Genomic DNA, 26,019 nt, shown 5'->3' on the forward strand with positions numbered 1-26,019 from the left:
TCATGACGGTATGAGGTGCATGATAACGGAGTCTTTATGGCAGGAAAACAAGAGGGAAAGCCACTTTCGTTTAAAGCGGTAAAAATGATGAAGCCTGGTGGCAAAGATGAAGCTGACGTAGGCGAAAATCGTGGTTTACGTCTCTCATCTGGTGCCACCAGGATGAAGTCTTTTTTCTAACGTTACGCGAGTCCCCGACTGGTAAACTTATTCAGTTTAAAATTGGTAACTTTCCACAACTTCTCTCGTCTGCATATATACGTCATTCCAGTTCACGTAATGCTTGCCACACTTTTTTCAGTAAAAAGGTGAGTGGAATGGCCAGTATAGCTCCAGTTATGCCAAGTAGTGCCTGCCAGATCAGGAATGCCAGTAGTTGAACCGTCAGTGGTAAATTCAACCGTTTGCCGAGCATAAGTGGTTCCATCACTGAACTCAGGGAAAGGTTTAGCACCACGAAAAATCCAACGACCAACAGGCCGGCCTGTATATCGAAAAAGATCATCGTCTGAAGGACCGGCGGAATCGCGGCAAGTAAGGAGCCGACCACCGGGACATAATTGAAAATAAACATCAGCATGCCCCAGAGAAAAGCAAACTTTAAACCCAGTAGCCAGGCGGCGGCCCAGACAACCAGGCCACCGAGCAGTCCCGTCAGCGTTTTTACGCGTGCATAAACGATCACGCTTTGTATGCCTTCCAGCAGCGCACGGATCACACCCGAACGATGTTGAGTGGTGCGCAGAGTGGTTTTTAACACTGGCAGTTCGTACAACATAAATAGCAGCATAAGAAATACCATCAGCCACCAGGACAACATGCCCGGAATCAGCGACAGCTGGCTGGTTATCAGACGAAGTATGGCACTGGTATCGATGAAACTAAGCACCAGATTGGTGGAAAGGAAAATACCCGCCTCGCTCAGAAAAAATGTCAGAGCATGAAGCTGGGTGGCGATCTGAACCGATGCCAGGCGACTGAGCTGAATTAACCCCGGTGCTGAGGCGCTGAGCGAGCTGATGATAATAACGATCAGTAACAGCAGAGCCACAATCACTGATAGCGAAGTAAGGAGTCGAGGGAGTCCGTGTTTCTCCAGGCGTTCGATCAGTGGATCAAGCATCACGGCGAGAAACAGCGCCAGGAGGACCTGATTAACCAGTGGTGCTGCCATGTGCAATCCAGCCAATAGTATGGTCAAACATGTCAGCAAAAGTAGCCCCTGAATAAGGGGCGTTAATGATTTTAACCCGCTCTGATGCATTGACGTCTGTTCTCCTGTAAACGACAAGCAGCCTGTCGATTTTTAACATTTACCCCGTGATGTTTCATGGTGTCTCCGGACGGTGCAGGCAGTCATAGAGGACCGGCAGAACCATTAAGGTAAGGATTGTCGCAAAACCCAGACCAAACATAACAACCACGGCCATGCCCTGAAAAAAGACATCCCTCAGCAGCGGCGCGAAACCCAGTACAGTGGTGAAGGTTGTGAGCAGAACAGGACGTAAACGTGAAGTGGCGGCGGATATAAGCGCTTCATGTTGCGGCTTCACCTGTTTCTGATGCTCAATCTCCTCAACCAGGACAATCCCGTTACGGATCAACATTCCACTCAGACTCAGCAAACCTATCAGGGCCATAAAGCCAAACGGAATGTCGATAAGTAAAAACCCTGTTGTGACGCCAATTAATGCCAGCGGCACGGTAAGCCAGATGGCGAAAGCATTTTTCAGCGAACTAAACATCAACACGGTAATGGTGAACATCACCAGATAACCTAACGGCAGGGTAGAGAACAGGCCTTGCTGTGCCTCGCTTGAACTTTCCGCATCTCCTCCCCACGTAATGTTGTAACCGTGCGGCAACGGAATCTGTTCAATCTGTGGGCGAACGCGTGCCAGAATATCGGCGGAAGTGGCATTGCTCAGTGGGTCAGGGTTGGTCATGATGGTCATAACCCTGCTGCGATCGCGACGCAGAATCAGTGGATTTTCCCACTGTAATATGAACCCATCGACCACGTTACTGAGCGGAATGTAGCGTTGCTGATTTTGGCTCCAGACCTGGACATTATTAAGATGATTAATGTCATGCCGCTCGTTTTCGGGCGGACGCACGACTATCGGCATCATATCCGTGCCTTCGCGATATAGCCCGATGCGACTGCCGGAAAAATTCATTTCCAACGCGTCATCTACTTCTTTTTTATCCACACCTAACTCTTGACCGAGCACTGGATTATATTGTGGGCGAATGACTTTACTGCGGTTTTGCCAGTCGTTACTTACACTACTGGTATCGCGATTGTCGGCCAGAATAGTACTTACTTTGCTGGCAATCTGGCGCATGATATCGGGCGCTGTCCCTCTGATGCGTACCTCAATACTGCTACTGCCCGCAGGGCCAAACATCACGCGATTGGTACTGGCATTGACCTGCGGGTAATCCTGCGCGATAACGGTATCCAACTGGCTCGTCAGTACCCCAATATTGCGCTCATTGTCCATTCTTACCATGATTTGTGCGTAATTGCTGTACTGGCGCTGACCGTTGTAAGTCAGGATAAACCGCATGCTGCCATGACCTATCGTTGACACCGTGGAAACCACGCCCGGGCGACCGTCAATTATTTTTTCAATATCACTAGCCATCTTTTCCGTGGAGGTGATGTCCGAACCATAAGGTAGCCACAGATCCACAAAAAAAATCGGTGTACTGGCTGAAGGAAAGAAATTTTGTCGTACCGAGCCAAAGCCCCAGATTGCCAACGCCAGCAGTACTGCCATGACTGAAAGTGTGGCTGTTTTGTGTGCCAACAGTGTATTCAGGATACGCTGATAGAGTCGGTAAAAACTGCCACTATAGGGAGCGAATTCTGATGGCTGCTTAAGAGGGGATTCGGTTTTAAATAGCCACCATTTAACCAGTGCTGGCGTAATGGTTAGGGCCGTGAACCAGCTCAGCATCAGTGAAATTAACAATACCTGAAACAGCGATTTACAGTATTCGCCCGTTGAGTCCTGTGACAGGCCAATAGGAGCAAATGCCAGGATAGCAATAATTGTGGCTCCCAACAGCGGAAGTGCGGATCGCCGAATAATTAAGTTTAGCGCTTTTACCCCTGACACGCCCTGCTGACGCGAAATGAGTAATCCCTCCACAACCACTATCGCATTATCTACCAGCATACTCAGCGCGATTATCAGCGCTCCCAGGGAGATGCGCTGAAGCTCAAGTCCCCACAGATACATAATAAACAACGTGCCCAGCACATTGAGCGCTAATGACAGGGCTATAATAATGCCGCTGCTCAGCCCCATGAATATCACCAATATTCCGATGACTATCGTTAGCGCCATTAGAAAATTAGTAAGAAAGCCATTTACTGAAGATGCCACTTCAGCAGACTGGTCGTAAAATACACCGATCTGTATACCGGCGGGTTTTTCCTCAGACATCTGTAGTAACTTAGATTTCAGCGCTTGTCCCACGTCAATCACATTCACTCCGGGTATAAATGATACCCCCATCATCACGGCGGGTTGACCGTTGGCGTGATAAATGCTGGAGGGCGAATCAGCGAGACCGCGCGTGAGTGTGGCTATATCTTTCAGGCGTGTGCTGGCGCTGTCACCCGCTGGGCTAACAAGTAGATGGCCCAGTTCATCAAGATTTTCGAATTCGCCAGTGGAATGTATACGGATTGATTCTGTACCAGATTTTATCACCCCAGCGTTTGACACAACATTCAGTCGACTCAGCGCAGCGGATAGCTGAGCCGGCGTGATGCCGCGCGCAGCCATTTTTATCAGTGACACCTCTACATTGATCTGTGACGTTATGATTCCTCCGGTCATGACCTTGCCTACGCCAGGCACCAGTACCAGCTCACGTCGCAGCTGTTCGGCATATTGTGCAAGCTCTTTATTGCTGAAATTGTCACCGGAAATTGAGAAGAAAAATCCAAAAACATCGCCAAAATCATCGTTTACGAAAGGCTGCATGACACCAGGCGGAAATACGCGTCCTGCATCACCTACCCGACGACGTAATTCGTCCCAGATTTGGGGTAATTTATCCGAGTGGTAGTGCGAAGCGATGTTCACTGTGATTTGCGACATCCCGTTGGATGAAATCGAACTGATGTTATCCAGATAGGGCAGTTGCTGCAGGGCTTTTTCCAGTGGCAGTGTTACTTCTTCTTCTACTTGCTCGGCGGATGCCCCTGGATAGAGGGTAACAACTACGGCGCTTTTAATAGCAAACTCTGGATCTTCAAGACGACCGATGTTAAGTAGTGCAAAAATACCGCCGATACCTAGTAACAGAATGAGCAGCCAGACACGGACGGGATTATTAATAAACTGTCGGGAGATATCCATTACAGTCCCCCTTCACGTGTCCAGATACGGACCTGCTGCTGAGCATGTATTTCATTAACCCCGGCAGCGACCACCCGTTCACCGTTTGTTAGACCGTGGGTTATTACGATACCGCCCTCGGTGAGTTCACCAGTGGTTACACTGCGTTCTTCCAGCGTAAGCTGCTCGCCGCTGCCCTTTACCACCCAGACGTGGGGGTGATTGAGTGGGCTGTTGTCCGGGTTAAACACAGCTTCAACTGGCACGACCAGCTTTTCACGCAAGGTACTGACTGGCAGTTTTGACAGATCGATGGTGACCGTACCACTGACCCCAGCAACAGCAGGGAAGTCAGACGGTCGTGGCATGGTTAAAATCATCTTCCAGGTGAGCGTGTTATTGTTGCTGCTAGCCGAGTGCTCTTTGTAATCAGCCTGAAACTGGCGGCCAGGCAGTGCAGTGATTTGCACCAGTGGTCGATAGGTCACATTGCGAATGTCCATTGCGGTAAACAGGTTTTCCGGTACGCTGAATGCCACATCGAGCATGTCGGTGCGAGCCAGAGTGGCGATAGTTTGTCCGGCTGTCGCAACCTGATGGCTTCGAGCATTTACACTGACAGCGATACCGGAGAACGGGGCGGTGAGTATCATTTGGCTCAGTTCTTCACGAGCGATCTGTAGCGCCGCGTTTGCAGCATCTCTTTTGGCACGTTGTACATCCATCTCATCACGTGAGACGGCATGGCGCGCAGACAATGCCTGGAAGCGTTCAAACTGTCGCTGTGCGAGGTCGGCGGTGGTCTGCCGTTCTTTTACCCGTTGCCGGGCTTCATCGCTAGAGAGCCGGGCGATCACTTGTCCTTTCGCCACTGGAGTTCCCTGGCGGATATCAAGCCATTCAATACGGCCCGAGCGTTCAAAAGATAGTGCGGTGGAATCACTGTACTCAATTCTTGCGGGGAGAATACGTTGACGGGACTTTTCAGACTTTCCCACCTCCACAACTTTAATTGTGCGAGGCTGAATGGGTAAATCTATATCTTTCTGCTCGCACGCTGTAATTAAAAAAACGGCAAAGATAATCAGGGGTAAATAACGAGCCAATTTTATATCCTCAGCGATAATGATGTAATTAATTTTGTAGGGTTATATATGTGAGCGAATGAAAGCAGAATGCCAGCCAGAGGCTGACACAATGCAGACTCAGTTTGGTTGGTATATAACTTCCTTTAGTTTTTCCGCTAGTTACATGCATTCTTGTCGTACAAGAAGAAACAGATACAACACGGTCCTTACTCCGGAGGAATGGACAAGTTAATTCAAATTCTTATTGGTAAAATTTCATTCGCCGCCTTCAATATCACTGTGTATATAACAATGTTATATTTAGATGAAACCGGATCTCTGATAAATTGTGAATTCCAATCTCACTAATACTTAACAGGTTCTTTAATATGTAATTTTTAATTAATACCGTATCCGCAACCGTAATGAGGGGTAGCCACTGGTACATGGTATGGTAAATTCAGGATGTTGTTTAATACTGCTGTGATTTAATATTAAAACAAAGGAAGTGATTTAATGTCATTACAGGTTTAATTATTTAACTCTGCAGTCACGCTTTTATTGTTTTAATATTCAACACAAGTGAGAACCCAGGCATCCGGATTACCGATAAGCCAGGCGTGGTTATCAATTCTTTCTCGCTCAAAAATCAGGGTTGCGTCATCACCGCTGACTTCTGCCAGTAAGATTTGAAAAATATCATCCTCAACATGATCTGCCGGTAATCTGCGAACGCCGTCATTCTGGTACTGGAGAGTATGGTTATCTATCTGATGACCATCCCGCAGAAGAATTTTACGGCTCACGCTTTGTGTTACATCGCCTCCCGCAACCTTACCATTAAATGAAATAAAACCCGTATTATCTTCATATAATTGAATGGTTTGCTTAACATAGAAATCATATACCACTGAATTTCTTGTTATACGATAGCGTGACTGATTCGTACATTTGAAGTTACTGATTCCATGGGCATAGTTAAATGAAACACCCAGGCAGACAGCAATCAGGACAAGACCCATGCACACTATCCATTTAATTTTCATGATTGCTTCCAGTTGTGGTAGTAGACGTTGTCACACGCGATAATTTGATTATTTTTTCCTGCTGTGCAAAGCGAAAAAAGGGTGCGCCCGGCGCTTTGCGCGGTAAAGGAGTCATTGCTGTCAAATATCACCTTTTGTTCAGGGCCGCAGGTGGCGGCATTGTCCTTAAGAATGGCAGCAATATTCTTCCTGGCTTTCTCCCGATCTCGCTCACTCAGATTTTTCATATACACCACCTCGCACCCGGTCGCCAGACTGTCTTTATACAACGGGTAGTGACTGGTACTGACCGATGAGACGGTATTAAAAAAAACGATCGCACCGCAAATGAATAATGTCAGAACGATAATCATCGTGAGGTACGCATTTTTTAAAGAAAACAGTTTCCCGGTACGTTGAGAAGTGACCTGTTCAGGTATACTGAGCGGCACTGTCTGGGTTAACTGAAGTGTGATGTCAGGATTTAGCCTGAACCCCATCTTCGGTACAGTAATTATCAGTTCTTCACAGCCGAATGCAGATAATGCGCGACGTAAGATACTGATATACTGATTAAGGCTGCTATTGGACGCCTGTAAACCATAATCGTCCCAGACCATAGTTAATAATTTCTCACGTGATAGTATCCCTTCTGACGCCCTTAATAGGGTTTCCAGCAAGCGGCTGGCCGTTAGGGTGAGTTTTACCGTTTCCTTTGTGGCGCAATGGGTTAGCGATCCATCCTCTGGATTAAACTTTATTTTCTCCGCAATTAAAAAAATCATATTGGCAATTACCAGATACCTGCGTTATTACAGAAAATTATAACACAGATATCCGGGTGATTATGCGCTAAATTGCCTCCCGTATATTTGTTACATTTATGAAAATTCTCATCAATATAACTGGTAATTATTAACGAATTTAACAGTTGCTAATGAATTTAGCCCGAAGTAGTAATATTCTCAGTTATTAGCTTATAAGCAAAATCACTACAGATAACAGACAGTTTGCTGAAAAAATGAGTAATGTTGTTAAGCCAAAGTTGTGCAATTGCGGCACAGTTCTTTTAACCCACCAGGCTGGTTGAAAGCGTAGCGGAGATTCCTCTGTCTTTTGCAATCTGAAGGAATGTTGCGCCATTACTTTCTGTACCCTTCCTGATAATAGTACTGGCCGGGTAATCGCGTCCCAGCAGTGAGTATTTTTGTACGCCGTAAGCATGGTAAGGCAATAAATCAATACCCTGAAAAGATGTCTTTCCGGCAGTAAGATTGCTGATAAGCAGGAGCATATTATTTATTTCATGTGATGAATCGTTAACGCCGGGAATTACTGGGATCCTCAGGCGTACTGGAGTATTCAACGTCAGTAATTTTTCAAGATTGCGTAAAATACGGATATTACTGACCCCGGTAAATCGTTGATGAAGTGTGTCATCCGCCAGCTTGAGATCATAGAGCACCAGATCAGCCACAGTACTGACTTTCTCAACCGCTGACCAGGGGGCGAACCCTGCCGTTTCCACCGCGGTATGGATACCCTCCCGGCGTAAGTTTTGTAGTACCTGGACTGCAAAATCCGGTTGAAGCATCACTTCACCGCCGCTGAGCGTAACGCCTCCTCCTGATAACTGATAATAAGCTACATCTTTTACGACCTCTTGATGTACCTCATCAACTGACATCTGACGTCCGACAATCTTAAGCGCCTGGGACGGGCAAGCTTCTTCACAAAGACGGCAGCCATCACACGACATACTGGGATCAATAACGTGATTCTTATTACTCCACTGATGAATACCTTTCTGGCAGGCATCAACGCAGGCCCCGCAGTGCTGGCAACTACTGGCACGCCACAGCACGTCATTATCCTGACGCAATCCTTCGGGATTCGCGCACCAAATACAGCTCATCTGACATCCTTTAAGGAATACGACGCTGCGAATACCCGGGCCATCATGTAACGAGAAGCGCTGAATATTAAAGACGCGGCCTGTTAGCGGCTCAGCATTCATGTTGAACGGTACGGCTAATGATTTCATCCTGCACCTCACGGCTGAGTTCAACAAAAAATGCGCTATATCCGGCCACACGAATCATCAAATTCGGATACTCCTCCGGACGTGCCTGCGCGCGCTTCAGCTCTTCATTATCGACGTAGCTAAACTGCATTTGCCCATTACCAAGCATACTGGCGGTGCGAAGCAGGTTAATCAGTTGATTAATGCCTTCATCGCTTTCCAACATACCGTGCATTAGTTTGAGGTTATGCACCATGCCGATTTCCATCTCTTCAACGTTTATCCTGCTCACCGAGTTAATCACTGCCGTCGGGCCATTGATATCGGTTTGCTGCGATGGGCTTATTCCGTCGGCCAGAGGTTTATGAGCCAGTCTGCCGCCAGGTAACGCACCGGTTGCCAGTCCGAACGGCGTATTATTTGAAATAGATAGCGTGCCATGCGTGAAGCGGCCATAAAGCATGTGATAGCGGCGATGCTCTTGCTCAGTGTAATGAATAAGGGAACGCGCCAGTTCGTCAACTTCTGCAATATCATTGCCGTATTTCGGTGCTCGCAGGCAGCGCTGGCGAAGCGCTTCATGCCCAACAAAATTGGCTTTCAACACTTCATCCAGCTCAGACAAAGTGACCTGCTCTTGCTCATACACCACTTTTTTAATGGCCATCAACCCGTTCGCTAAATCAGCCAGACCTGTCCAGATAAGCCCGGGGCCGTTGTTTAACCACGCTCCGCCCGCGGTAACATCGCGACCTTTTTCCAGGCATCCCTCAATCAGGCAGGAAATAAGCGGTTTTGGGGCATACTGTCTGTGCAACTTCTGAATGATGAGTGTGGCTTGGGCCGCTTTAGCCGTAATAGCCGCCAGTTGCTGTTTTACTGCCGCTTCAAAATCGTTGTAACTGGTCATCTCTGTCAGTTCGCCGGTCTGAGGACCGATACGCTCACCCTGTGGCCCATAACCATTACTAAACGCCAGTTCCAGTGGCCGAGTAAACGTGGTATAGCCTACAGATGTCCATTGATACATTTTTCCGGACTTTTGAGGCTCAACACAGCCCATCAGGCAATAATCACGTGCATCTTCATAATCAAATCCCTTGCGCAGCATCATTTTGATATGCGCGTCATCGAAATGGCAGGCCGGAAAACCCGTTCCCCCGCGGATAACTTCCACAATTTCCCGCAGATAGTGCCACGGCGACTGGTTATGTATCCTTACAGCCAGGCTGGGTTGATAAATTTTCAATTTCCGTGAGCAGGCCATAATCATCATTGTCAGCTGATTAGTAGCATCGCCGCCCTCACGTTTTTGCCCGCCAACAACCATATTGATAAATGGTTGATATCCAGCGAAATATTTTGCTGTAGACTCACTACAGATCCACAAACTCTCTGCCATTTTAATCATCCAGCAACACAGTAATTCTTCTGCGTGGGCATGGGTCAATGTCCCTTCTGCCAGGTCACGCTCCAGTAATGGCCAGAGATACTGATCGACGCGTCCCAGTGAAATACCGGTCTGGTTTTCTTCAAGACAAAACAGAGACTGTACAATCCACAGGGACTGAAGCGCCTCATAAAAATTACGCGGCGCGTGTTCAGGTACACGGCGACAAATGTCAGCGAGACGGTTCAGTTCTACTCTGCGTTGAGGATCGGTTTGTTCATCAGCCAGTTGTGCGGCGTAGTCGCTGTAACGATGGGCGTAATGGATCACCGCATCGCAGGTCTCTTTCGTTGCCAGATAAAATTGGTGGCGTTCCATATCTTCTGCGCAGGTTAAACTTAGCTGTTCAATTGCGTGAATAGCCCTGTCACGCAAACCGCCCATACCTTCTGTCAGTAATAACGTGTCGTAACCCGGACAGGTATCACCTCCGCCATTCTGGGTTTTAATGGTTACGTCGCAGACGCCGTATTCATTGCACCATTCCCAGAGGCCTGCATGACGGAGTTGAGTTTCCGCGATTTCATCCAGCGAGCGACCGCGCCAAAAAGGGAAGATTTCTTCTCTGAGAATACGCTTTGCGCTGTCACTTATCTGATAGGGATCCTGTTTACGCTCTTTTACGGTATCCAGTTCTTCAGCTACCCAGCGCCAGCTGAGCTCAGGTGATACTTCTCCACCGCGCGGACCGCCTGCCGGGTGGCTGATAATAAGCTCATTCTCGGCAATCCATAAAGGTGCCCGTTCGCAGGCGCGCCGAAAGGCAAGTGCCCGTAACATAATCAGATCCAGCCCGGGGTTGTTTTTATAGACCTCTGTAACCGCCTGTGCCCTTGAAACAGAGATAAACGGCTTTGCGCTGAAATATTGGGCTTTCAGGGCGTCAATACGATCGGTAAGTTGCTTTTCCATTTAATAACTCCTTTTATGCAAATCCCATCAGCAGCGTGCCACTCAGGATCAGTGCAATACCTGCTTTTTCAAATATGCTGGTATGCATGTCGTAATAAATACTACTTATCACAGTAATTAATACTGTGCCCATACCACACCAGATTGCGTAAGCGATACCTGGTGTCATTAATTTCATTGCTTGCCCCAGGGCATAAAAACAAACTACGTAACTTAACGCACAAAATATGGTTGGGGCGAGTCTCCGAAAATGTCGGGTTTTGGGTAGCATAGCAGTACCAAAAACTTCAGTAAGAATGGCAATAAATAACCATGTTGTACTCATGAGTATTATTTGAATCATGTGTTTTCCATCGTTTTATATTTTGCGGAAAAATTAATAACAATAACTCCGGCGACGATTAACCACATGCCCAGTAAGTGGCCGCCACTTATTGAATAGCCGAAATTTAACACGCCAATTATATTTACTGCGACGATACCCACACCAGACCAGATCGCATAAGCAACGCCAAGGTGCATTCTGCGAAATACATAAGTTAGGATATAATAGCAAAGCCCATACCCTATTATGGATAAAATAGAAGGAAGGATGCGAGTAAATCCTTCAGAAAGGACCAGCATAGTTGTTGCAAATATTTCGAACAAAATAGCCAGAGCAAGTTTCATGTATGTCTTTCTTAACGTCATATTAACTTTCCTGATTAATGAGCCTGGTTACAGGTCGGATTGGATGACGGACATGAAACAGTATTTTTATTTTTCTATCTATATAATTCGAAAAAATTGGCGATTATAGTTTTTTATTCTTTGTTTGTTTGCTTATGAAGCGTTAAATTTCATCTTTTAATGATATGGGACGAGTACCTCTCAGTATTGCTTTTATGCCTGATATCATTTCCCGAAGTGCAGGCTAAATAATGATGTTGATGTAATTTAACCTTTGAGATTAATGTCTGCCCAGGCAGCTCAAAGAGCGTACGTGAATGCTTAGAGTGTATATACGGTTCAGTTATGGGGTGTTTGGTGCGGCGAAGGATTTTGGAGCCATAACCCGCACTAGTATGGCTTAATAAAAAATTATTAATTATTTTCTGGGGTGTGATATGAGCTTTGCCGATGTTGTATGGATTTATCTATAAACCTGCAGATTATATTTCTTCAGTGAGTGGAGAAATAATGATCATAAAATTAGATAGTTAATTAAAAACTGGTTAATGAGTCGATTTCTTTATCTTTAACAGATGAACTTCAAGTATCAATGCCACACCCTAATTTACCATTGTGGTGTGGCCGGTGAAGTTTGTATCAAATTACTCTTTCATTTCGTGGTTGCTCTTTTTTATCTTATGGAATAACGATAATACCCGTCAGGATGTGGAAACGAGGCTCTAGAGGCATAAACATCATTAGCTGACATATTATGAAGCATTATTTATACATCATGCAGGCGTTGCCGTTCTAAACGGCGATCGCGCAGGGTGGAATAAATAAAGGTCATCACAAACAGCAGTGAAAATAGTACGACGATGGTGGGGGCCGGTGCACTGTCGATGAAAAAAGACAGGTACACGCCCATAAACGAGGTAACGACCGACATAATCACCGCCAGCCACAAGGCGTGGGAAAATTTCCGCGTCATTAAAATCGCAATGGCGCCAGGCGCAATCAGTAAGGAGATTGACAAAATAATCCCTACTGATTTTAGCGTGGCGACAATCGTCAGGGCGATCATGCACAGCAGGCCGTAATGTAGCAGTGCAGTGTTAAGCCCACTGGCCTTTGCCTGATGCGGGTCGAACGCATGCAGTAGCAGATCTTTCCACTTAAGCCCAATAATAAGCGCGATCCCCAAAGCGATCGCCATTGTTTGCATGATATCGGTCAGTGATATACCGAGCATATCGCCGAACAGAATATGATCGAGATGGACTTCCGACTGAATGGAAACATACAGCACCAGTCCCGCACCGAACATCCCGGAGAAAACAATGCCCATGATGGTGTCGCGCTTAATGCGGCTGTTATCGTCGAGGTATCCAGTTGCTATCGCGCAGAACAATCCAGCGATAAATGCGCCAATTGCCAGTGGGATACCCGCAATCCACGCCAGTACAATTCCCGGGAAAACCGCGTGGCTCATGGCATCGCCCATCAGCGCCCAGCCTTTGAGAACTAAAAATACCGACAGCAGCGCGCAGGGCACGGCGACAATGGTGGAGATAACCAGCGCATTGACCATAAAGCTAAACTGAAAGGGTTCTAATAGCGTTGTTAAGATCATACTGACTCCTTGTTCACCAGTCGGGCGCGTCGGCGATTCGCCAGCAGACCATGTTTTGGTGCGAAGACAAATGCCAGCAGGAACAGCAATGTTTGCAGAACGACGATAATTCCGCCGGTTGCGCCGTCCAGCCAGTAGCTCAGCCAGGCGCCGAAAAAGCTGGTCAGGCTGCCGATAGCTACGGCGATGGTGAGCAGGCGTGGAAAACGATCGGTCAGCAGCCAGGCCGTCGCTCCGGGCGTAACCACCAGGCAAATCACCAGAAATGCACCGACGGTTTGCAGGGCGGCTACCGTTGAAACGGAGAGCAGCGTAAAAAACAACAGCTTCAACCGGCCCGGATTCAAACCGATAGAGCGCGCGTGGTTTTCATCAAAAAAGACCACCATCAGATCTTTCCACTTCAAAAACAGGATAGTCAGCGAGATAACCCCTATGATGGCCAGTTGCAGAATATCTTCCGGCGCAATTGCCAGGATATTACCGAGAATAATGGTCTGGATGTTCACCGACATCGGATTGAGCGACACCATAAACAGCCCGATACCGAAGAAAGACGAAAAAATCAGCCCGATAATCGCATCTTCCTTCAGGCGTGAACGTTGATTGAGAAACAGCATACTGCCCGCTGCCAGCCCACCGGAAAGAAATGCGCCAAGCGCGAAGGGAAGCCCTAACATATAAGCGCCTGCCACGCCCGGAACAATAGAGTGCGACAGCGCATCGCCGATCAGCGACCAGCCTTTGAGCATCAAATAGCAGGAGAGAAACGCGCTCAGGCCGCCGACCATCGCCGAGACCCACATGGCGTTGAGCATATACTGGTAACTAAACGGCTCTGTCAGCCAGTTCATGATTATTCCCCCTCGCTTGCCGCACGTCGCGAAATAAACGGGCGTTCATCGTCGGTAATCACGTGTTGTTCGCCGCCGCTCAGCGCAACGTGACGCAGTACGCCGCTGAATGCCAGCTCGAGATTCTCGGGGGTAAAGGTGGTATCGGTTGGTCCACTTGCCAGCACCGTGCCCTTAATCATCACCGTGTAATCACAAAACTCGGTGACGGATCCCAGATTATGGGTAGAGACCAGCATGGTTCGACCCTCATCACGCAGTTCACGCAGCAGGTCGATGATCCGGGCCTCGGTTTTTACATCCACGCCGGTGAAGGGTTCATCCAGTAAAATAACCTGTCCGTCCTGTGCGATGGCCCTTGCCAGAAAAACTCGCTTTTTCTGCCCACCGGACAGTTCACCTATCTGACGATGGCGATAGTCCAGCATATCAACCCGCGCCAGCGCCGCATCCACGCAGGCGTGGTCGATCTGTTTTGGTCGACGCAGCCAGCCCATATGGCCAAAGCGTCCCATCATCACCACATCTTCCACCAGTACCGGAAACGACCAGTCCACCTCTTCTGACTGAGGGACATAGGCGATCAGATTCTGTTTGAGCGCCTTATTTACCGGCTGTTGCAGAATTGAGATTTCCCCTTGCGCCAGGCGGACAAAACCCATCAGCGCTTTAAAAAGCGTTGATTTTCCCGACCCGTTTACGCCGACCAGAGCGGCAATTGAGCCGCCCGGAACCTGAAAAGTGGCGTCCCGCAATGCGGTATGACCGTTGCGATACGTCACCGTAACCTGATTTACGGTAATCGCAGAGTGACTCATGGTTGGCTCTCCAGACCTTTGTTGATGCCGTTAACAATGGTTTGCGTGGTGACGCGCAGTAAATCCAGATAGGTCGGTACCGGACCATCGGCAGCGCTGAGCGAATCGACATACAGCACGCCTCCGTAATACGCGCCAGATTCACGGGCAACCTGACGCGCTGGTTTGTCGGACACGGTGCTTTCGCTAAATACCGTTGGGATATGATGCTCTCTGATCGCATCGATTACCTTGCGTACCTGCTTCGGCGTACCTTGCTGATCGGCATTGATCGGCCACAGATACAGCTCTTTCAGGCTGTTATCACGTGCCAGGTAGGAGAATGCGCCTTCACTGGTGACCAGCCAGCGTTTATCGGCGGGGAGTTTTACCAGTTCAGCATGCAGCGGCGCCAGGGTCTGCTGGATTTTCGCTTTATAATTCTGTGCATTTTTCTGGTAAGTGGCGGCATTGTCTGGATCGTATTTCATCAGCGCATCGCGAATGTTATCCACGTAGATGAGTGCGTTCTCCGCTGACATCCAGGCATGCGGGTTCGGTTTGCCGTTGTACGGCCCTTCGCTGATACCCATTGGCTGGACGCCGTTTGAGACCATCACTTCTGGTACGCCGGACAAATTTTGGTAGAAGCGGGCAAACCATAGTTCGAGGTTAAGACCGTTGGAGAGAATAAGCTGTGCGCCTTGCGCCCGTTTAATATCACCTGGGGTTGGTTGATATTCGTGAATTTCAGCCCCCGGTTTGGTGATAGAACTAACGTCCGCCGCATCACCTGCTACATTGCTTGCCATATCGGCAATCACCGTAAAGGTGGTTACCACTTTAAATTTTTCTTTCGCCCAGGCGGGTGACAGCATCAGCGCCGTTAACGCGCTGGCAAGGAGAAATGACTTGAGATGGGGCAGATGCGGCATAGTATCCCTCACAACAAAATGGTTAATTTATCATCGAATATAGCCTTTGCTATGTTATATAGCACATGGCATAAATAAATGAAAATAATTCTTATTTGCGTAGGGTGCTAAGGAATGGATGACCTCCAGCAATAGTCCTGTGCTTAGTTAAGGTGTATTATTTATGCAACTTAACTATGGAGGCATCATGTCCGGCAAACGTATTGCACGTGAAAAAATGACGATCCAGAGAATGATCTCACTCTACGAGCGCCAGTGTCCGCAGGCTTCAGACGAGCCGGGGCATTACGATGCGTTGTTTGCCTATGCGCAAAAGCGCCTCGATAAGTGCGTGTTTGGCGAGGAAAAACCAGCCTGTAAGCAGTGTCCGGTGCACTGCTATCAACCTGGTAAACGCGAAGAGATGAAGCAAATTATGCGTTGGGCTGGGCCAAGAATGCTCTGGCGTCATCCGATTCTGACCGTGCGTCATCTGATTGATGACAAACGCCCTGTCCCGGAATTGCCAGAGAAATACCAGCGTAAGAAGTAATGTAACAATTCTATGCCGGATGGCGGCTGCGCCTTATCCGGCCTACAAGGTAAACGGAACCGTTGTGTAAATCCGATAAGCGTAGCGCCATCGGGCAATCTGGCCATGCGGTGATGAATGGCGATTACGCTTTGGTGGCAATCAGAATGGCCGAGGCTTTGATCAGCGCGATGACCCGGCTTCCCTGACTCAGTTTCATCTCTTGCTGACTTTCGTTCGTCACGACCGCGACAATGTCAAAACCGGCATCAGTTTTGATGTGTACGGTGGCGTTAACGGCGCCTTCGGTTACCTGTGAAACGCTACCGGCAAATTGGTTACGGGCAGAGAATTTCAGGCCACAGTCTTCAGTCGCCAGCGTCACCCACGGCGCTTTGATCAGCGCAATGGCTTCTTTTCCTTTCGCCAGACCCAGTGCCTGCTGACTACTATGGGTCACAATCGCGACCAGTTTTGCGCCGCCAGCCAGCGTCAGTTCAACTTCATCATTCACTGCGCCTGTAGCGACTGCGCTCACTGTACCGGTTAATTGATTACGTGCTGATACCGCCATATTGCCTCCTTTCGTTGAGATATCACCCAGTATAGCCACACTGGCTAAACCAGTGCATCCTTATCAATGCCCAGGCGTTTCATACGCGAGAGTAACGTGGTGCGTTTCAGCCCCAGCCGTTGTGCCGCGCCTTTAGGTCCGGCAACCACGCCGTTGGTCTCTTTCAGAACGCGCATGATCAACTGGTATTCATCTTCGCCGTCCTGTGCGACTTCGGTTGCCACCGGAGGCGTAGACGGCATCAAAGGGGCAATATCCGGCAGGGACAGTTGCAGTACGTTGCCTCGGGTAAGCAGAACCGCACGTTCTACCACGTTTTCCAGCTCGCGCACGTTGCCCGGCCACTCCATGCTGCTCAGCGTACGCAGCGCCTCGGCGGGAATGCTGTCGATATTGCGCCCCATCCGGCGAGCAATTTTAAAGGTGAAAGCTTTCACCAGCAGCGGGATATCTTCCGGGCGCTCGCGCAGTGGCGGCAGATGGATCGGGAAGACGTTCAGTCGATAGTAGAGATCGTTACGAAATTCGCGATCGGCGACCATCTTCTTCAGATCGCGGTTAGTGGCTGCGATCAAGCGCACATCGGTCTGGATCAGCTTATTACTGCCCAGACGTTCAAACTCCTGCTCTTGCAGAACGCGCAGTAGCTTAGGCTGAAGCTCCAGCGGCATATCGCCAACTTCATCGAGGAACAGCGAACTTTTATCTGCCAGCTCGAAACGACCAATCCGCTGCGTGCTGGCGCCGGTAAACGCGCCGCGCTCATGACCAAACAGATCGCTTTCCAGTAATCCGGCAGGCATTGCCGCGCAGTTCATCTTCACCATCCGACGGGCGTTACGTCCGCTCAGGTTGTGAATGGCCCGTGCGATCAGCTCTTTACCCGTTCCGGTCTCACCCAGAATCAGGACGGTGCTGTCGCTTTGCGCCACCATTTCGACCTGCTTGAGTACGCTGTACATCGCTTCGCTGCGGCCAATGATTTCGCCGAACTAACTCTCTACATTGTTGAGTTGTTCAGTCAGCGCCAGGTTTTCATCTACCAGACGTTCTTTCAGGCGGTGAATCTCCTGATACGCAAGCGCGTTATCCACGGCAATTGCCACACGCTCGGCAATTTGGCGCAATAGCTTGAGGTTAGCGGTAGTGAAAACTTTCTCTTCGCACTGTGCCAGCTTGAGCACGCCGAGCATAGTATTGCCGGACATCAGCGGTAACAGACACAGGGTTTGTAGCTGGTTGCCCCAGGTTTCGAACAGCATCCGTTCGTAAGGAGCGAGCGTATCGCGTTCGCTCAGATTAATCAGCAGCATCTCTTTGCTTTTGAACACGCGTTCGGAAAGCGTACCTGCTTCATCCACTTCACTTTGTTCGTGCGCTGGATGATGTTCATCCAGATAGTGGGTGGAATAAATGCTGAGCTTGTTTTTGCGATCGCTGCGTAACACGATGCTGATGGCATCAATGTCGAAGTAGTGATGGATCTCTTTGGCGACTTCGCTGACCAGTTCGTCAATGTCCAGGCGGGAGAGTACCGCATTGGTGATGGCGACCAGGATGCGAAAGTTATCACGCTCGCGGCACAACAGATCGTAATCGACGTTGTTGCTGACCCTGCTTTGAATTTGTTCAGCAACGACGCCGACTATCTGGGTGAAGGTCTGTAGACGGTTATATTCTTTTTCACTCCATGGACGATCTTCATTACGGATGAACTCGCAACCGCCAAAGATACGCCCATCCGCCGCCAGCGGCAGCAGGCAGTAGTGGCCAAATTCAGAATACAGTCCGCCAGAGGCCAGCTGTGGCCAGGTTTCCGTAAACTCGTGATAGTTGCAGTGCAGCGCATCGGGGCGAGACAAAATACGGCGTACCGGGCCATGAGCCAGTACCGTTTCGTCTTCATAATCGATGGGTTTACCATTTTCACGCGTCGCAAAATAACGCGCACGCTGCGTTTGTGCCTGCCATAAGACAATAGCCGCACAGTCGGCCAGCGCTGAACGCTTGACCAGCTGCGAAAGCGCCTCGCTAAGAGACGGGAGATCGGGCTGCTGTAATAATGTACGAGTAATATCGAACAGGCCTTGCTGTCCGAGGTCACTCATCGGTGTATACGACATATTGCTTTTCCAGGAAAAGCACCGCAGAACGGTGCGAAAACGGTAAATGAATTATAGGTATAAGTCGTAAATTATTGCCGGATAGCGATTTCGCTTATCCGGCCTACACGTTGCTGCTAATGGGCAGTTAGCATATACGAGGTAAAGGTTCGGCGTGTGGTAAATCGAGGGTTCGTTTCACGCCGTAAAGTCCGGCCAGACGCACACCTTTGCGTTCTACCACTTCGCCAATCATTGCGGCGTCGCGTCCTAATGGATGCGCGCGCAGCGCGGCAAGCGCCGTTTCAGCGGCCTGACGCTCAACGGCAATCACCAGCTTACCTTCGTTAGCAAAGTTGAGCGCATCCAGTCCCAGCAGTTCGCAAACGCCACGCACAGCGGGCTTCACGGGTAGGGCCGCTTCAGACAGCTCAATACCAAACCCGCATGATGCGGCAAATTCATGCGTTACTGCATTCACGCCGCCACGGGTGGCGTCACGCAGCGCCTTGACGCCGGGAATATCACGTAGCGTCTGGATAAGCGGCGTCAATACCGCGCAGTCGCTGACCAGTTCGCCATCAAGACCCAACTGTTCGCGCAGGTTAAGGATAGTTGCGCCGTGATCGCCAAGCGTACCGCTGACCAGCAGCACATCGCCCACGCTCAGGGTCTGTGCGCCCCAGTGAATGTTGGCGGGGATCGCGCCCATTCCGGCGGTGTTGATAAAAAGTTTGTCCGCCGCGCCGCGCTGTACAACCTTGGTGTCGCCGGTGACGATGGCGATACCCGCTTCGCGCGCGGTTGCCGCCATGCTGTTAACGACGGTTTTCAGCGTCTCCATTGGTAAACCTTCTTCGAGGATAAAACCGCAGGAGAGATAGCGCGGGATCGCGCCGCTGACCGCCACGTCGTTAGCCGTACCACAGATAGCCAGCTTGCCGATATTACCGCCCGGGAAGAACAACGGATCGATAACATAGCTGTCGGTTGAAAACGCCAGACGATCGCCTTCAGCGACCAGTTGCGCCAGTTCCAGACGTGCCTGATCTTCTTGTTCCGCCAGCCACGGATTCGCGAATGCCTCCATAAACAGACTGTTGATCAACTGCTGCATAGCCTGACCGCCGCTACCGTGGGCGAGTTGTACGCTGCTCATGCTTCACACTCCTGCTGACGATACTGATACCAGGCGGCACATGCGCCTTCTGAGGAGACCATCAGGGCGCCAAAAGCGGTCTCCGGGTTACACGTTTTGCCAAATAATGGGCACTGATGTGGTTTACATCTGCCCGTCAGCACTTCCCCACAACGCGCGCGCGGATCGTCATACACCTGCTGCGGCGCTGGCTGGAAATGGGCTTCGGCATCAAAGCGCTGATAGTCAGGCGTCAGGTGAACGCCAGAGGATTCGATAACGCCCAGACCGCGCCATTCGCTGTCGCCATTGACGCAGAACACCTCGGCGATGGCCTGTTGCGCTAACGCGTTACCGGCATCCGGTACCACGCGACGGTACTGGTTTTCTACCTGGCTGTGCGCGGCAATTTTCTGCTCAATTAACATCACCACGCCTTGCAGGAGATCGAGCGGTTCAAAACCGGCGACCACTAACGGACGATGGAAGTCTGAAGCAATGAAATTATAGGCATCTGTGCCAATCACCATGCTGACGTGGCCTGGTGCTAAAAAGGCGTCAATACCGTTGTCCGGCTGTTCCAGCAGGCTGCGCAGCGTAGGGATAAGCGTGATGTGCTGGCAGAAAAAGTAAAAGTTCTGCACGTCACGCTGCTTTGCCTGTTGCAGAGTGATAGCGGTCGTTGGCATTGTGGTTTCAAAACCCAGACCAAAGAACACCACCTTACGCGTTGGGTTTTCCTGTGCCAGCTTCAGCGCATCCATCGGTGAATAGACGATACGGATATCTGCACCGCGCGCCTTGGCTTGCAGCAGGGAGCCTTGCTTACCCGGGACGCGCATCGCATCGCCAAAGGTGCAGAAAATCACTTCTGGATGGCTGGCGATTTCTACACAGCTGTCGATTCTACCCATCGGCAGAACGCAAACCGGGCAACCCGGACCATGAATAAACTCCACGTTTTCCGGTAGCAACTGGTCGAGGCCGAATTTGAAGATAGCGTGGGTATGACCACCACAAACTTCCATGATGCGCAGTGGGCGTTCAGCCGTGTAGGGGAGGTGGGCGGCACGTTCAGACAGGTGCTCTATCAGTTGCATCACCTGCTCTGGTGCGCGGTATTCGTCAACAAAACGCATTTATTTTTCCTCGCCGTACAGCAACGCGCCGACATCCGGCTCAACGTCAAACATGTTTTGCAGCGCGTCGAGCGTATCGCGCGCTTCAGCTTCATTAATGATGCTCATGGCAAAACCGACGTGGACCAGTACCCACTGGCCGAGGCGCGGTTGGCCATGTTCATCACAGCTACCGACCAGCGTCAGGTCGACGTCGCGCTGAATACCGCAAACGTCGACTTTGGCCTGGTTGCCATCAATGGTGCGGATTTGACCCGGAACACCTATGCACATCGCTGCGTCTCCAGCCAGGAGAGCCATTGATCCATCCCTTCACCACTGGTGGCGGAAATCAGGATAATCTCAATTCCCGGGTTCACTTCCCGGGCGCTGGCGATGCATTTTTCAACGTCAAAATTGAGGTACGGTAGCAGATCCACTTTGTTGAGCAGCATCAGCGATGCGGCGGCAAACATATGTGGATATTTCAGCGGTTTGTCTTCACCTTCGGTGACGGAAAGCACGGCCACTTTATGGCGCTCGCCGAGGTCGAAGCTGGCCGGGCAGACCAGGTTGCCGACGTTTTCAATGAACAGAATGCCGTTATCGTCAAGTGGCAAACGCGGCGCGGCGTCAGCGATCATTTGTGCGTCAAGGTGGCAACCTTTACCGGTGTTGACCTGAATGGCGGGCGTGCCTGTGGCGCGAATACGGGCAGCATCGTTCACCGTCTGCTGGTCACCTTCAATAACGGCGCACGGCACGCTATCTTTCAGCTTCATCAGCGTTTCGGTCAGCAGCGTGGTTTTACCGGAGCCCGGGCTTGAAACAAGGTTCAGCACCAGATGCTGACGGGCCGCAAAGCGGGCACGGTTGCGTTCGGCCAGGCGGTTGTTTTTGTCCAGTACGTCAATTTCCACTTCCAGCATACGGCGTTGGCTCATACCTGGTGCGTGGGTTCCTGCCTCACCGTGACCGTAGTGCAAATCGCCTTCTTCGGTCTGGCTCGGTGTGAAATTTGAGGTCTTCACACCGGTAATATTCAGCGCTGGACGAGCCGCTGGGGCAAATGGCGCGCTGCGAAACGCCGAGTGGGGATTATGCTCATCACCCTCTATATATAGGTTGCCTTCAGCGCAACCACATGTCGTACACATCGCTCACTCCTGATCTTTTTACTTGCGATACATCTGTTGCCGGATGACTGCGTTGCCTTATCCGGCCTACAAACGAGCTCTTTCTGTAGGCTGGTTAAGACGCTTAAGCGTCGCCATCCGGCGCTGGAGTCTGATCTATTTCAATACGTCGAATCTGTAGGCCGTCATCGGCCACAATTCTCAGCATATCGCTGTTGCATTGCGGACATCGGCGCACGCGTTGCGTCAGTAACGTGACGTATTGTTGACAAGATTCGCACCAACATTCGGCTTCTTGTTCTTCGAGGTGGAGTTTACAACCTTCTGCAAGGGTCCCGCGGCATACCAGATCAAAACAAAAGGAGAGAGCGCTGGTTTCTACGCAAGAAAATGCGCCAATTTTGAGCCAGACCCCAGTTACTCGCTGAGCACCGTGTTGCGTGGCCTGTTGTTCAATCAATTCCAGTGCCCGTTGGCAGAGGGTTATTTCGTGCATACCGCCTCCTGTGAAGTTGCCGTATCAAAAGCAATAAGCATGCCAGGTTGAATTTTTTCATTCGTGACAATGACGACAATGACGAAATGACATGTCGTCACCCGCCTTTGATTTTTTATCTATATGAAAATTAAGTAATTTAATTTTGGCATGAAATGTGCTTAAGGCTGTTCATCTCTGCTAAACGGGTAACCTGACATGACTATTTGGGAAATAAGCGAAAAAGCCGATTACATCGCTGAACGGCATCGTCGCCTACAGGACCAGTGGCGTATTTACTGCAACTCGCTGGTTCAGGGGATCACCCTCTCGAAAGCGCGTTTGCATCATGCAATGAGCTGTGCGCCGGACAAAGATCTCTGCTTTGTCCTTTTTGAACACTTCACTATCTACGTCACGCTGGCGGATGGCTTCAATAGCCACACCATCGAGTACTACGTCGAAACAAAAGATGGTGATGATAAGCAACTGATTGCACAGGCACAGTTGACCATCGACGGTCAAGTCGATGAGCGTTTCAGTAACCGCGATCGCGAACAGGTGCTGGAGCACTATCTCGAGAAAATCGCCACCGTCTACGACAGCCTGTACACCGCGGTTGAGAACAATATGCCGGTGAATTTAAGCCAACTGGTTGAGGGACATAGCCCGGCTTAAGCCTCAGGTGCTGTCCACTTTGTCATGATGCGGTTTACATACTGCGTCACGATGTTTTAGGGAATGGGCATGTCGAAAAATGTCGAAATGACATTTTGCAGACATGTTTTCGTCAAAAATGACTATCACCTGAGGAATGCCTGGTGAATCGTTTTGTAATTGCTGACTCCACTCTTTGTATTGGCTGCCACACATGTGAAGCCGCCTGCTCAGAGACACATCGCCAGCATGGCCTGCAGTCAATGCCGCGCCTGAAAGTGATGTTAAATGAAAAAGAATCCGCGCCGCAGCTTTGCCACCAGTGTGAAGATGCGCCTTGCGCCACCGTGTGTCCGGTTAATGCCATTAACCGCGTTGATGGCGCCGTACAGCTGAATGAAAGCCTGTGCGTAAGCTGCAAACTGTGCGGGATCGCTTGTCCGTTTGGCGCGATAGAGTTTTCTGGTAGCCGTCCGCTGCATATCCCGGCAAACGCCAATACGCCAAAAGCGCCTCCGGCTCCGCCAGCGCCTGCTCGCGTGAGTTCGCTGTTGGACTGGGTTCCAGGCGTTCGTGCCATCGCGGTGAAATGCGATCTGTGCAGTTTTGACGAGCTTGGTCCGGCCTGCGTGCGCATGTGTCCGACCAAAGCCCTGCACCTGGTGAGCAACATGGATATCGCCCGCGCCAGCAAACGTAAGCGTGAGCTGACTTTCAATACCGATTTTGGCGATCTCACCTTGTTTCAGCAGGCTCAGAGTGGGGATGCAAAATGAGCGCAATTTCACTGATTAACAGCGGCGTGGCCTGGTTTACAGCGGCTGCGGTTCTGGCATTTCTGTTTTCATTTCATAAATCGCTGAGCGGCTGGATTGCTGGAGTTGGCGGTGCGGTCGGCAGCTTGTGTACGGCAGCCGCTGGTTTTACCGTTCTGACTAATGCGCTGGCGGTGAGCGGCGTGATGCCGTTTATTGGGCACAGTCTGCAAATTACTCCGCTGAATGCTATCTGGCTGATTACGCTGGGACTGTGCGGCCTGTTTGTCAGCCTGTACAACATTGACTGGCATCGTCATCCGCAGGTGAAAGCTAACGGCCTGCTGGTGAATCTGCTGATGGCCGCGGCGGTATGTGCGGTGGTTGCCAGCAACCTCGGTACGCTGGTGGTGATGGCGGAAATCATGGCGCTGTGTGCCGTGTTCCTCACCGGCTGCAGTAAAGAAGGCAAACTGTGGTTTGCGCTGGGGCGTATTGGTACGCTGCTGCTGGCGGTTGCCTGCTACCTTGTGTGGCAACGTTACGGCACTTTGGAGCTGCGTTTGCTAGACCTGCGCACCCAGGAGCTGCCGCTCGGGTCTGACATCTGGCTGCTGGGCGTGGCAGGTTTTGGCCTGCTGGCCGGGATTATTCCTCTGCATGGTTGGGTGCCACAGGCACACGCCAATGCCAGCGCGCCGGCTGCGGCGCTGTTCTCTACCGTGGTCATGAAGGTGGGGCTGCTGGGTATTCTGTCGCTGTCGCTGCTGGGCGGTAACGCGCCGCTGTGGTGGGGAATTACGCTGCTGGTGTTGGGCATGATCACCGCATTTGTTGGCGGTCTGTATGCGCTGATGGAACACAATATCCAGCGCCTGCTGGCGTACCACACGCTGGAAAACATCGGCATTATTCTGCTGGGGCTGGGCGCTGGCGTGACCGGGATTTCCCTGAATCAACCGGCGCTGATTGCGCTGGGTTTGACCGGCGGTCTGTACCACCTGGTAAACCACAGCCTGTTCAAAAGCGTTCTGTTCCTGGGCGCAGGCAGCATCTGGTTCCGTACCGGTCATCGTGATATCGAAAAACTGGGCGGTATCGGCAAACGCATGCCGGTTATCTCTCTGGCGATGTTGGTTGGCCTGATGGCGATGGCCGCGCTGCCGCCGCTGAACGGTTTTGCCGGTGAGTGGGTTATCTATCAATCCTTCTTCAAGCTGGGTAACAGCGGGGCGTTTGTCGGTCGTCTGTTAGGGCCGTTGCTGGCGGTTGGGCTGGCAATTACCGGCGCGCTGGCGGTGATGTGTATGGCGAAAGTCTATGGCGTAACGTTCCTTGGTGCACCGCGCACGAAGGAAGCTGAAAACGCCTGCTGCGCGCCAATCCTGATGGGTGTGAGCGTCGTTGCGCTGGCTATCTGTTGCGTGATCGGCGGCGTGGCTGCGCCGTGGCTGCTGCCGATGATCTCCTCTGCCGTTCCGCTGCCGCTGGAAACTGCGAACACCACCGTTTCTCAGCCAATGATCACGCTGCTGCTGATCGCATGTCCGCTGCTGCCGTTCATCATCATGGCAATTTTCAAAGGCAACCGTCTGCCGTCGCGTTCACGCGGTGCGGCATGGGTGTGTGGTTACGATCACGAGCAGTCAATGGTCATTACCGCGCACGGTTTTGCCATGCCGGTGAAAGAAGCCTTTGCCCCGGTACTCAAACTGCGTAAGTGGTTGAATCCGGTATCACTGGTTCCGGGCTGGCAGAATGCGGCTGCGCCGGTGCTGTTCCGTCGCCTGGCGCTGATTGAGCTGGCGGTGCTGGTGGTGATTGTGGTTTCACGAGGAGCCTGAA

General features: G+C 50.6%; 25 protein-coding genes and 1 pseudogene. 5 read left to right on the forward strand and 21 right to left on the reverse strand.

The window, feature by feature from the left end:
• Positions 1-36 precede the first annotated feature (36 nt).
• A complete protein-coding gene (locus SK39_RS16460; RefSeq protein WP_003034206.1) occupies positions 37-180 on the forward strand; it encodes a hypothetical protein in 144 nt (47 codons plus the stop codon).
• Positions 181-262: 82 nt separating this feature from the next.
• Here SK39_RS16460 and SK39_RS16465 read toward each other — a convergent pair whose 3' ends face one another.
• The 14 genes from SK39_RS16465 to SK39_RS16525 all read right to left on the reverse strand — a co-directional run bounded on the left by SK39_RS16465 (position 263) and on the right by SK39_RS16525 (position 15,708).
• The gene (locus SK39_RS16465) at positions 263-1,174 is read right to left on the reverse strand and encodes an AI-2E family transporter (RefSeq protein ID WP_231593820.1); all 912 of its coding nucleotides are present in this window, start codon (positions 1,172-1,174) and stop codon (positions 263-265) included.
• Entirely contained in the window at positions 1,155-1,313 is a 159-nt protein-coding gene (locus SK39_RS27590; RefSeq protein WP_228051124.1) for a hypothetical protein, read from the reverse strand. Before SK39_RS27590 ends, SK39_RS16465 begins: the two co-directional genes overlap by 20 nt.
• A 15-nt stretch (positions 1,314-1,328) precedes the next feature.
• Positions 1,329-4,382 (reverse strand): efflux RND transporter permease subunit, encoded by a 3,054-nt coding sequence (locus SK39_RS16470; protein ID WP_003034209.1) that lies wholly within the window; start codon positions 4,380-4,382, stop codon positions 1,329-1,331.
• Positions 4,382-5,467: an efflux RND transporter periplasmic adaptor subunit gene (locus tag SK39_RS16475; RefSeq protein ID WP_032938330.1), complete on the reverse strand. Its 1,086-nt coding sequence runs from the start codon at positions 5,465-5,467 to the stop codon at positions 4,382-4,384. Before SK39_RS16475 ends, SK39_RS16470 begins: the two co-directional genes overlap by 1 nt.
• Before the next feature lie 527 nt (positions 5,468-5,994).
• On the reverse strand, positions 5,995-6,474 hold the full coding sequence (locus SK39_RS16480; RefSeq protein WP_048217207.1) for a hypothetical protein: 480 nt from the start codon (positions 6,472-6,474) through the stop codon (positions 5,995-5,997).
• Positions 6,471-7,238 (reverse strand): winged helix-turn-helix domain-containing protein, encoded by a 768-nt coding sequence (locus SK39_RS16485; protein WP_003840308.1) that lies wholly within the window; start codon positions 7,236-7,238, stop codon positions 6,471-6,473. Before SK39_RS16485 ends, SK39_RS16480 begins: the two co-directional genes overlap by 4 nt.
• Positions 7,239-7,522: 284 nt before the next feature.
• On the reverse strand, positions 7,523-8,497 hold the full coding sequence (locus tag SK39_RS16490) for a glycyl-radical enzyme activating protein (RefSeq protein WP_003037447.1): 975 nt from the start codon (positions 8,495-8,497) through the stop codon (positions 7,523-7,525).
• A complete protein-coding gene (gene cutC / locus SK39_RS16495) occupies positions 8,460-10,838 on the reverse strand; it encodes a choline trimethylamine-lyase (protein ID WP_003840305.1) in 2,379 nt (792 codons plus the stop codon). Before cutC ends, SK39_RS16490 begins: the two co-directional genes overlap by 38 nt.
• Positions 10,839-10,851: 13 nt before the next feature.
• A complete protein-coding gene (locus tag SK39_RS16500) occupies positions 10,852-11,181 on the reverse strand; it encodes a DMT family transporter (RefSeq protein WP_008322725.1) in 330 nt (109 codons plus the stop codon).
• The gene (locus SK39_RS16505; protein ID WP_225623509.1) at positions 11,178-11,507 is read right to left on the reverse strand and encodes a DMT family transporter; all 330 of its coding nucleotides are present in this window, start codon (positions 11,505-11,507) and stop codon (positions 11,178-11,180) included. Before SK39_RS16505 ends, SK39_RS16500 begins: the two co-directional genes overlap by 4 nt.
• 766 nt (positions 11,508-12,273) lie before the next feature.
• Positions 12,274-13,122: an iron/manganese ABC transporter permease subunit SitD gene (gene sitD / locus SK39_RS16510; RefSeq protein ID WP_032938329.1), complete on the reverse strand. Its 849-nt coding sequence runs from the start codon at positions 13,120-13,122 to the stop codon at positions 12,274-12,276.
• Positions 13,119-13,976 carry an iron/manganese ABC transporter permease subunit SitC gene (sitC, locus tag SK39_RS16515; protein ID WP_048217208.1) on the reverse strand — a complete coding sequence of 286 codons (858 nt, stop codon included), beginning with the start codon at positions 13,974-13,976 and terminating at the stop codon, positions 13,119-13,121. The genes sitD and sitC overlap by 4 nt, the downstream gene beginning before the upstream one ends.
• A 2-nt stretch (positions 13,977-13,978) precedes the next feature.
• Positions 13,979-14,794 (reverse strand): iron/manganese ABC transporter ATP-binding protein SitB, encoded by an 816-nt coding sequence (gene sitB, locus SK39_RS16520; protein ID WP_003840297.1) that lies wholly within the window; start codon positions 14,792-14,794, stop codon positions 13,979-13,981.
• Positions 14,791-15,708, reverse strand: coding sequence for a metal ABC transporter substrate-binding protein (locus tag SK39_RS16525; RefSeq protein ID WP_032938328.1), 918 nt, complete (start codon positions 15,706-15,708; stop codon positions 14,791-14,793). The genes sitB and SK39_RS16525 overlap by 4 nt, the downstream gene beginning before the upstream one ends.
• 187 nt (positions 15,709-15,895) lie before the next feature.
• Here SK39_RS16525 and SK39_RS16530 point away from each other — a divergent pair, with 187 nt between their 5' ends.
• Positions 15,896-16,240 (forward strand): nitrous oxide-stimulated promoter family protein, encoded by a 345-nt coding sequence (locus tag SK39_RS16530; RefSeq protein WP_032938326.1) that lies wholly within the window; start codon positions 15,896-15,898, stop codon positions 16,238-16,240.
• 124 nt (positions 16,241-16,364) lie between these two features.
• Here the strand turns inward: SK39_RS16530 and SK39_RS16535 are convergent, their stop codons facing one another.
• The 7 genes and pseudogenes from SK39_RS16535 to hypA all read right to left on the reverse strand — a co-directional run bounded on the left by SK39_RS16535 (position 16,365) and on the right by hypA (position 22,783).
• The gene (locus SK39_RS16535; protein ID WP_003037421.1) at positions 16,365-16,793 is read right to left on the reverse strand and encodes a TOBE domain-containing protein; all 429 of its coding nucleotides are present in this window, start codon (positions 16,791-16,793) and stop codon (positions 16,365-16,367) included.
• Positions 16,794-16,837: 44 nt separating this feature from the next.
• Positions 16,838-18,916: pseudogene (gene flhA, locus SK39_RS16540) on the reverse strand (formate hydrogenlyase transcriptional activator FlhA).
• Between the two features lie 127 nt (positions 18,917-19,043).
• Positions 19,044-20,054, reverse strand: a complete 1,011-nt coding sequence (hypE, locus tag SK39_RS16545) for a hydrogenase expression/formation protein HypE (RefSeq protein ID WP_003037416.1) — start codon at positions 20,052-20,054, stop codon at positions 19,044-19,046.
• Positions 20,051-21,172, reverse strand: coding sequence for a hydrogenase formation protein HypD (hypD, locus tag SK39_RS16550; protein ID WP_003037413.1), 1,122 nt, complete (start codon positions 21,170-21,172; stop codon positions 20,051-20,053). Before hypD ends, hypE begins: the two co-directional genes overlap by 4 nt.
• Positions 21,173-21,445 (reverse strand): hydrogenase 3 maturation protein HypC, encoded by a 273-nt coding sequence (gene hypC / locus SK39_RS16555; RefSeq protein ID WP_003037411.1) that lies wholly within the window; start codon positions 21,443-21,445, stop codon positions 21,173-21,175.
• Entirely contained in the window at positions 21,436-22,308 is an 873-nt protein-coding gene (hypB, locus tag SK39_RS16560; RefSeq protein ID WP_003037409.1) for a hydrogenase nickel incorporation protein HypB, read from the reverse strand. The genes hypC and hypB overlap by 10 nt, the downstream gene beginning before the upstream one ends.
• Positions 22,309-22,411: 103 nt before the next feature.
• Positions 22,412-22,783, reverse strand: a complete 372-nt coding sequence (gene hypA, locus SK39_RS16565) for a hydrogenase maturation nickel metallochaperone HypA (RefSeq protein WP_003037406.1) — start codon at positions 22,781-22,783, stop codon at positions 22,412-22,414.
• A 198-nt stretch (positions 22,784-22,981) separates the two neighbouring features.
• On the opposite strand from hypA, the gene hycA reads away from it, so the two are divergent.
• From hycA to hycC, 3 genes are all read left to right on the forward strand, one after another.
• The gene (gene hycA / locus SK39_RS16570; RefSeq protein WP_003840271.1) at positions 22,982-23,440 is read left to right on the forward strand and encodes a formate hydrogenlyase regulator HycA; all 459 of its coding nucleotides are present in this window, start codon (positions 22,982-22,984) and stop codon (positions 23,438-23,440) included.
• A gap of 143 nt (positions 23,441-23,583) precedes the next feature.
• Entirely contained in the window at positions 23,584-24,195 is a 612-nt protein-coding gene (gene hycB / locus SK39_RS16575; protein ID WP_003037401.1) for a formate hydrogenlyase subunit HycB, read from the forward strand.
• Complete coding sequence (gene hycC / locus SK39_RS16580; RefSeq protein WP_003846592.1) at positions 24,192-26,018, forward strand: formate hydrogenlyase subunit 3; 1,827 nt, start codon at positions 24,192-24,194, stop codon at positions 26,016-26,018. Before hycB ends, hycC begins: the two co-directional genes overlap by 4 nt.
• Position 26,019: the final 1 nt, after the last annotated feature.

The sequence above is a fragment of the Citrobacter sp. BIDMC107 genome (assembly GCF_001037575.1).
GTDB classification, from domain to species: domain Bacteria; phylum Pseudomonadota; class Gammaproteobacteria; order Enterobacterales; family Enterobacteriaceae; genus Citrobacter; species Citrobacter freundii.

Excerpts from the sequence above, each read along its gene's own strand:
- hycA (WP_003840271.1), top strand. The coding sequence starts at position 22,982 with ATGACTATTTGGGAAATAAGCGAAAAAGCCGATTACATCGCTGAACGG.
- sitB (WP_003840297.1), bottom strand. The coding sequence starts at position 14,794 with ATGAGTCACTCTGCGATTACCGTAAATCAGGTTACGGTGACGTATCGC.
- hycC (WP_003846592.1), top strand. The coding sequence starts at position 24,192 with ATGAGCGCAATTTCACTGATTAACAGCGGCGTGGCCTGGTTTACAGCG.
- SK39_RS27590 (WP_228051124.1), bottom strand. The coding sequence starts at position 1,313 with ATGTTAAAAATCGACAGGCTGCTTGTCGTTTACAGGAGAACAGACGTC.
- SK39_RS16535 (WP_003037421.1), bottom strand. The coding sequence starts at position 16,793 with ATGGCGGTATCAGCACGTAATCAATTAACCGGTACAGTGAGCGCAGTC.
- SK39_RS16500 (WP_008322725.1), bottom strand. The coding sequence starts at position 11,181 with ATGATTCAAATAATACTCATGAGTACAACATGGTTATTTATTGCCATT.
- SK39_RS16480 (WP_048217207.1), bottom strand. The coding sequence starts at position 6,474 with ATGAAAATTAAATGGATAGTGTGCATGGGTCTTGTCCTGATTGCTGTC.
- SK39_RS16470 (WP_003034209.1), bottom strand. The coding sequence starts at position 4,382 with ATGGATATCTCCCGACAGTTTATTAATAATCCCGTCCGTGTCTGGCTG.
- hypC (WP_003037411.1), bottom strand. The coding sequence starts at position 21,445 with ATGTGCATAGGTGTTCCGGGTCAAATCCGCACCATTGATGGCAACCAG.
- SK39_RS16530 (WP_032938326.1), top strand. The coding sequence starts at position 15,896 with ATGTCCGGCAAACGTATTGCACGTGAAAAAATGACGATCCAGAGAATG.
- SK39_RS16460 (WP_003034206.1), top strand. The coding sequence starts at position 37 with ATGGCAGGAAAACAAGAGGGAAAGCCACTTTCGTTTAAAGCGGTAAAA.
- hypD (WP_003037413.1), bottom strand. The coding sequence starts at position 21,172 with ATGCGTTTTGTTGACGAATACCGCGCACCAGAGCAGGTGATGCAACTG.
- hypA (WP_003037406.1), bottom strand. The coding sequence starts at position 22,783 with ATGCACGAAATAACCCTCTGCCAACGGGCACTGGAATTGATTGAACAA.
- hypB (WP_003037409.1), bottom strand. The coding sequence starts at position 22,308 with ATGTGTACGACATGTGGTTGCGCTGAAGGCAACCTATATATAGAGGGT.
- SK39_RS16485 (WP_003840308.1), bottom strand. The coding sequence starts at position 7,238 with ATGATTTTTTTAATTGCGGAGAAAATAAAGTTTAATCCAGAGGATGGA.
- SK39_RS16465 (WP_231593820.1), bottom strand. The coding sequence starts at position 1,174 with ATGGCAGCACCACTGGTTAATCAGGTCCTCCTGGCGCTGTTTCTCGCC.
- SK39_RS16505 (WP_225623509.1), bottom strand. The coding sequence starts at position 11,507 with ATGAAACTTGCTCTGGCTATTTTGTTCGAAATATTTGCAACAACTATG.
- SK39_RS16490 (WP_003037447.1), bottom strand. The coding sequence starts at position 8,497 with ATGAAATCATTAGCCGTACCGTTCAACATGAATGCTGAGCCGCTAACA.
- SK39_RS16525 (WP_032938328.1), bottom strand. The coding sequence starts at position 15,708 with ATGCCGCATCTGCCCCATCTCAAGTCATTTCTCCTTGCCAGCGCGTTA.
- cutC (WP_003840305.1), bottom strand. The coding sequence starts at position 10,838 with ATGGAAAAGCAACTTACCGATCGTATTGACGCCCTGAAAGCCCAATAT.
- hypE (WP_003037416.1), bottom strand. The coding sequence starts at position 20,054 with ATGAGCAGCGTACAACTCGCCCACGGTAGCGGCGGTCAGGCTATGCAG.
- sitC (WP_048217208.1), bottom strand. The coding sequence starts at position 13,976 with ATGAACTGGCTGACAGAGCCGTTTAGTTACCAGTATATGCTCAACGCC.
- sitD (WP_032938329.1), bottom strand. The coding sequence starts at position 13,122 with ATGATCTTAACAACGCTATTAGAACCCTTTCAGTTTAGCTTTATGGTC.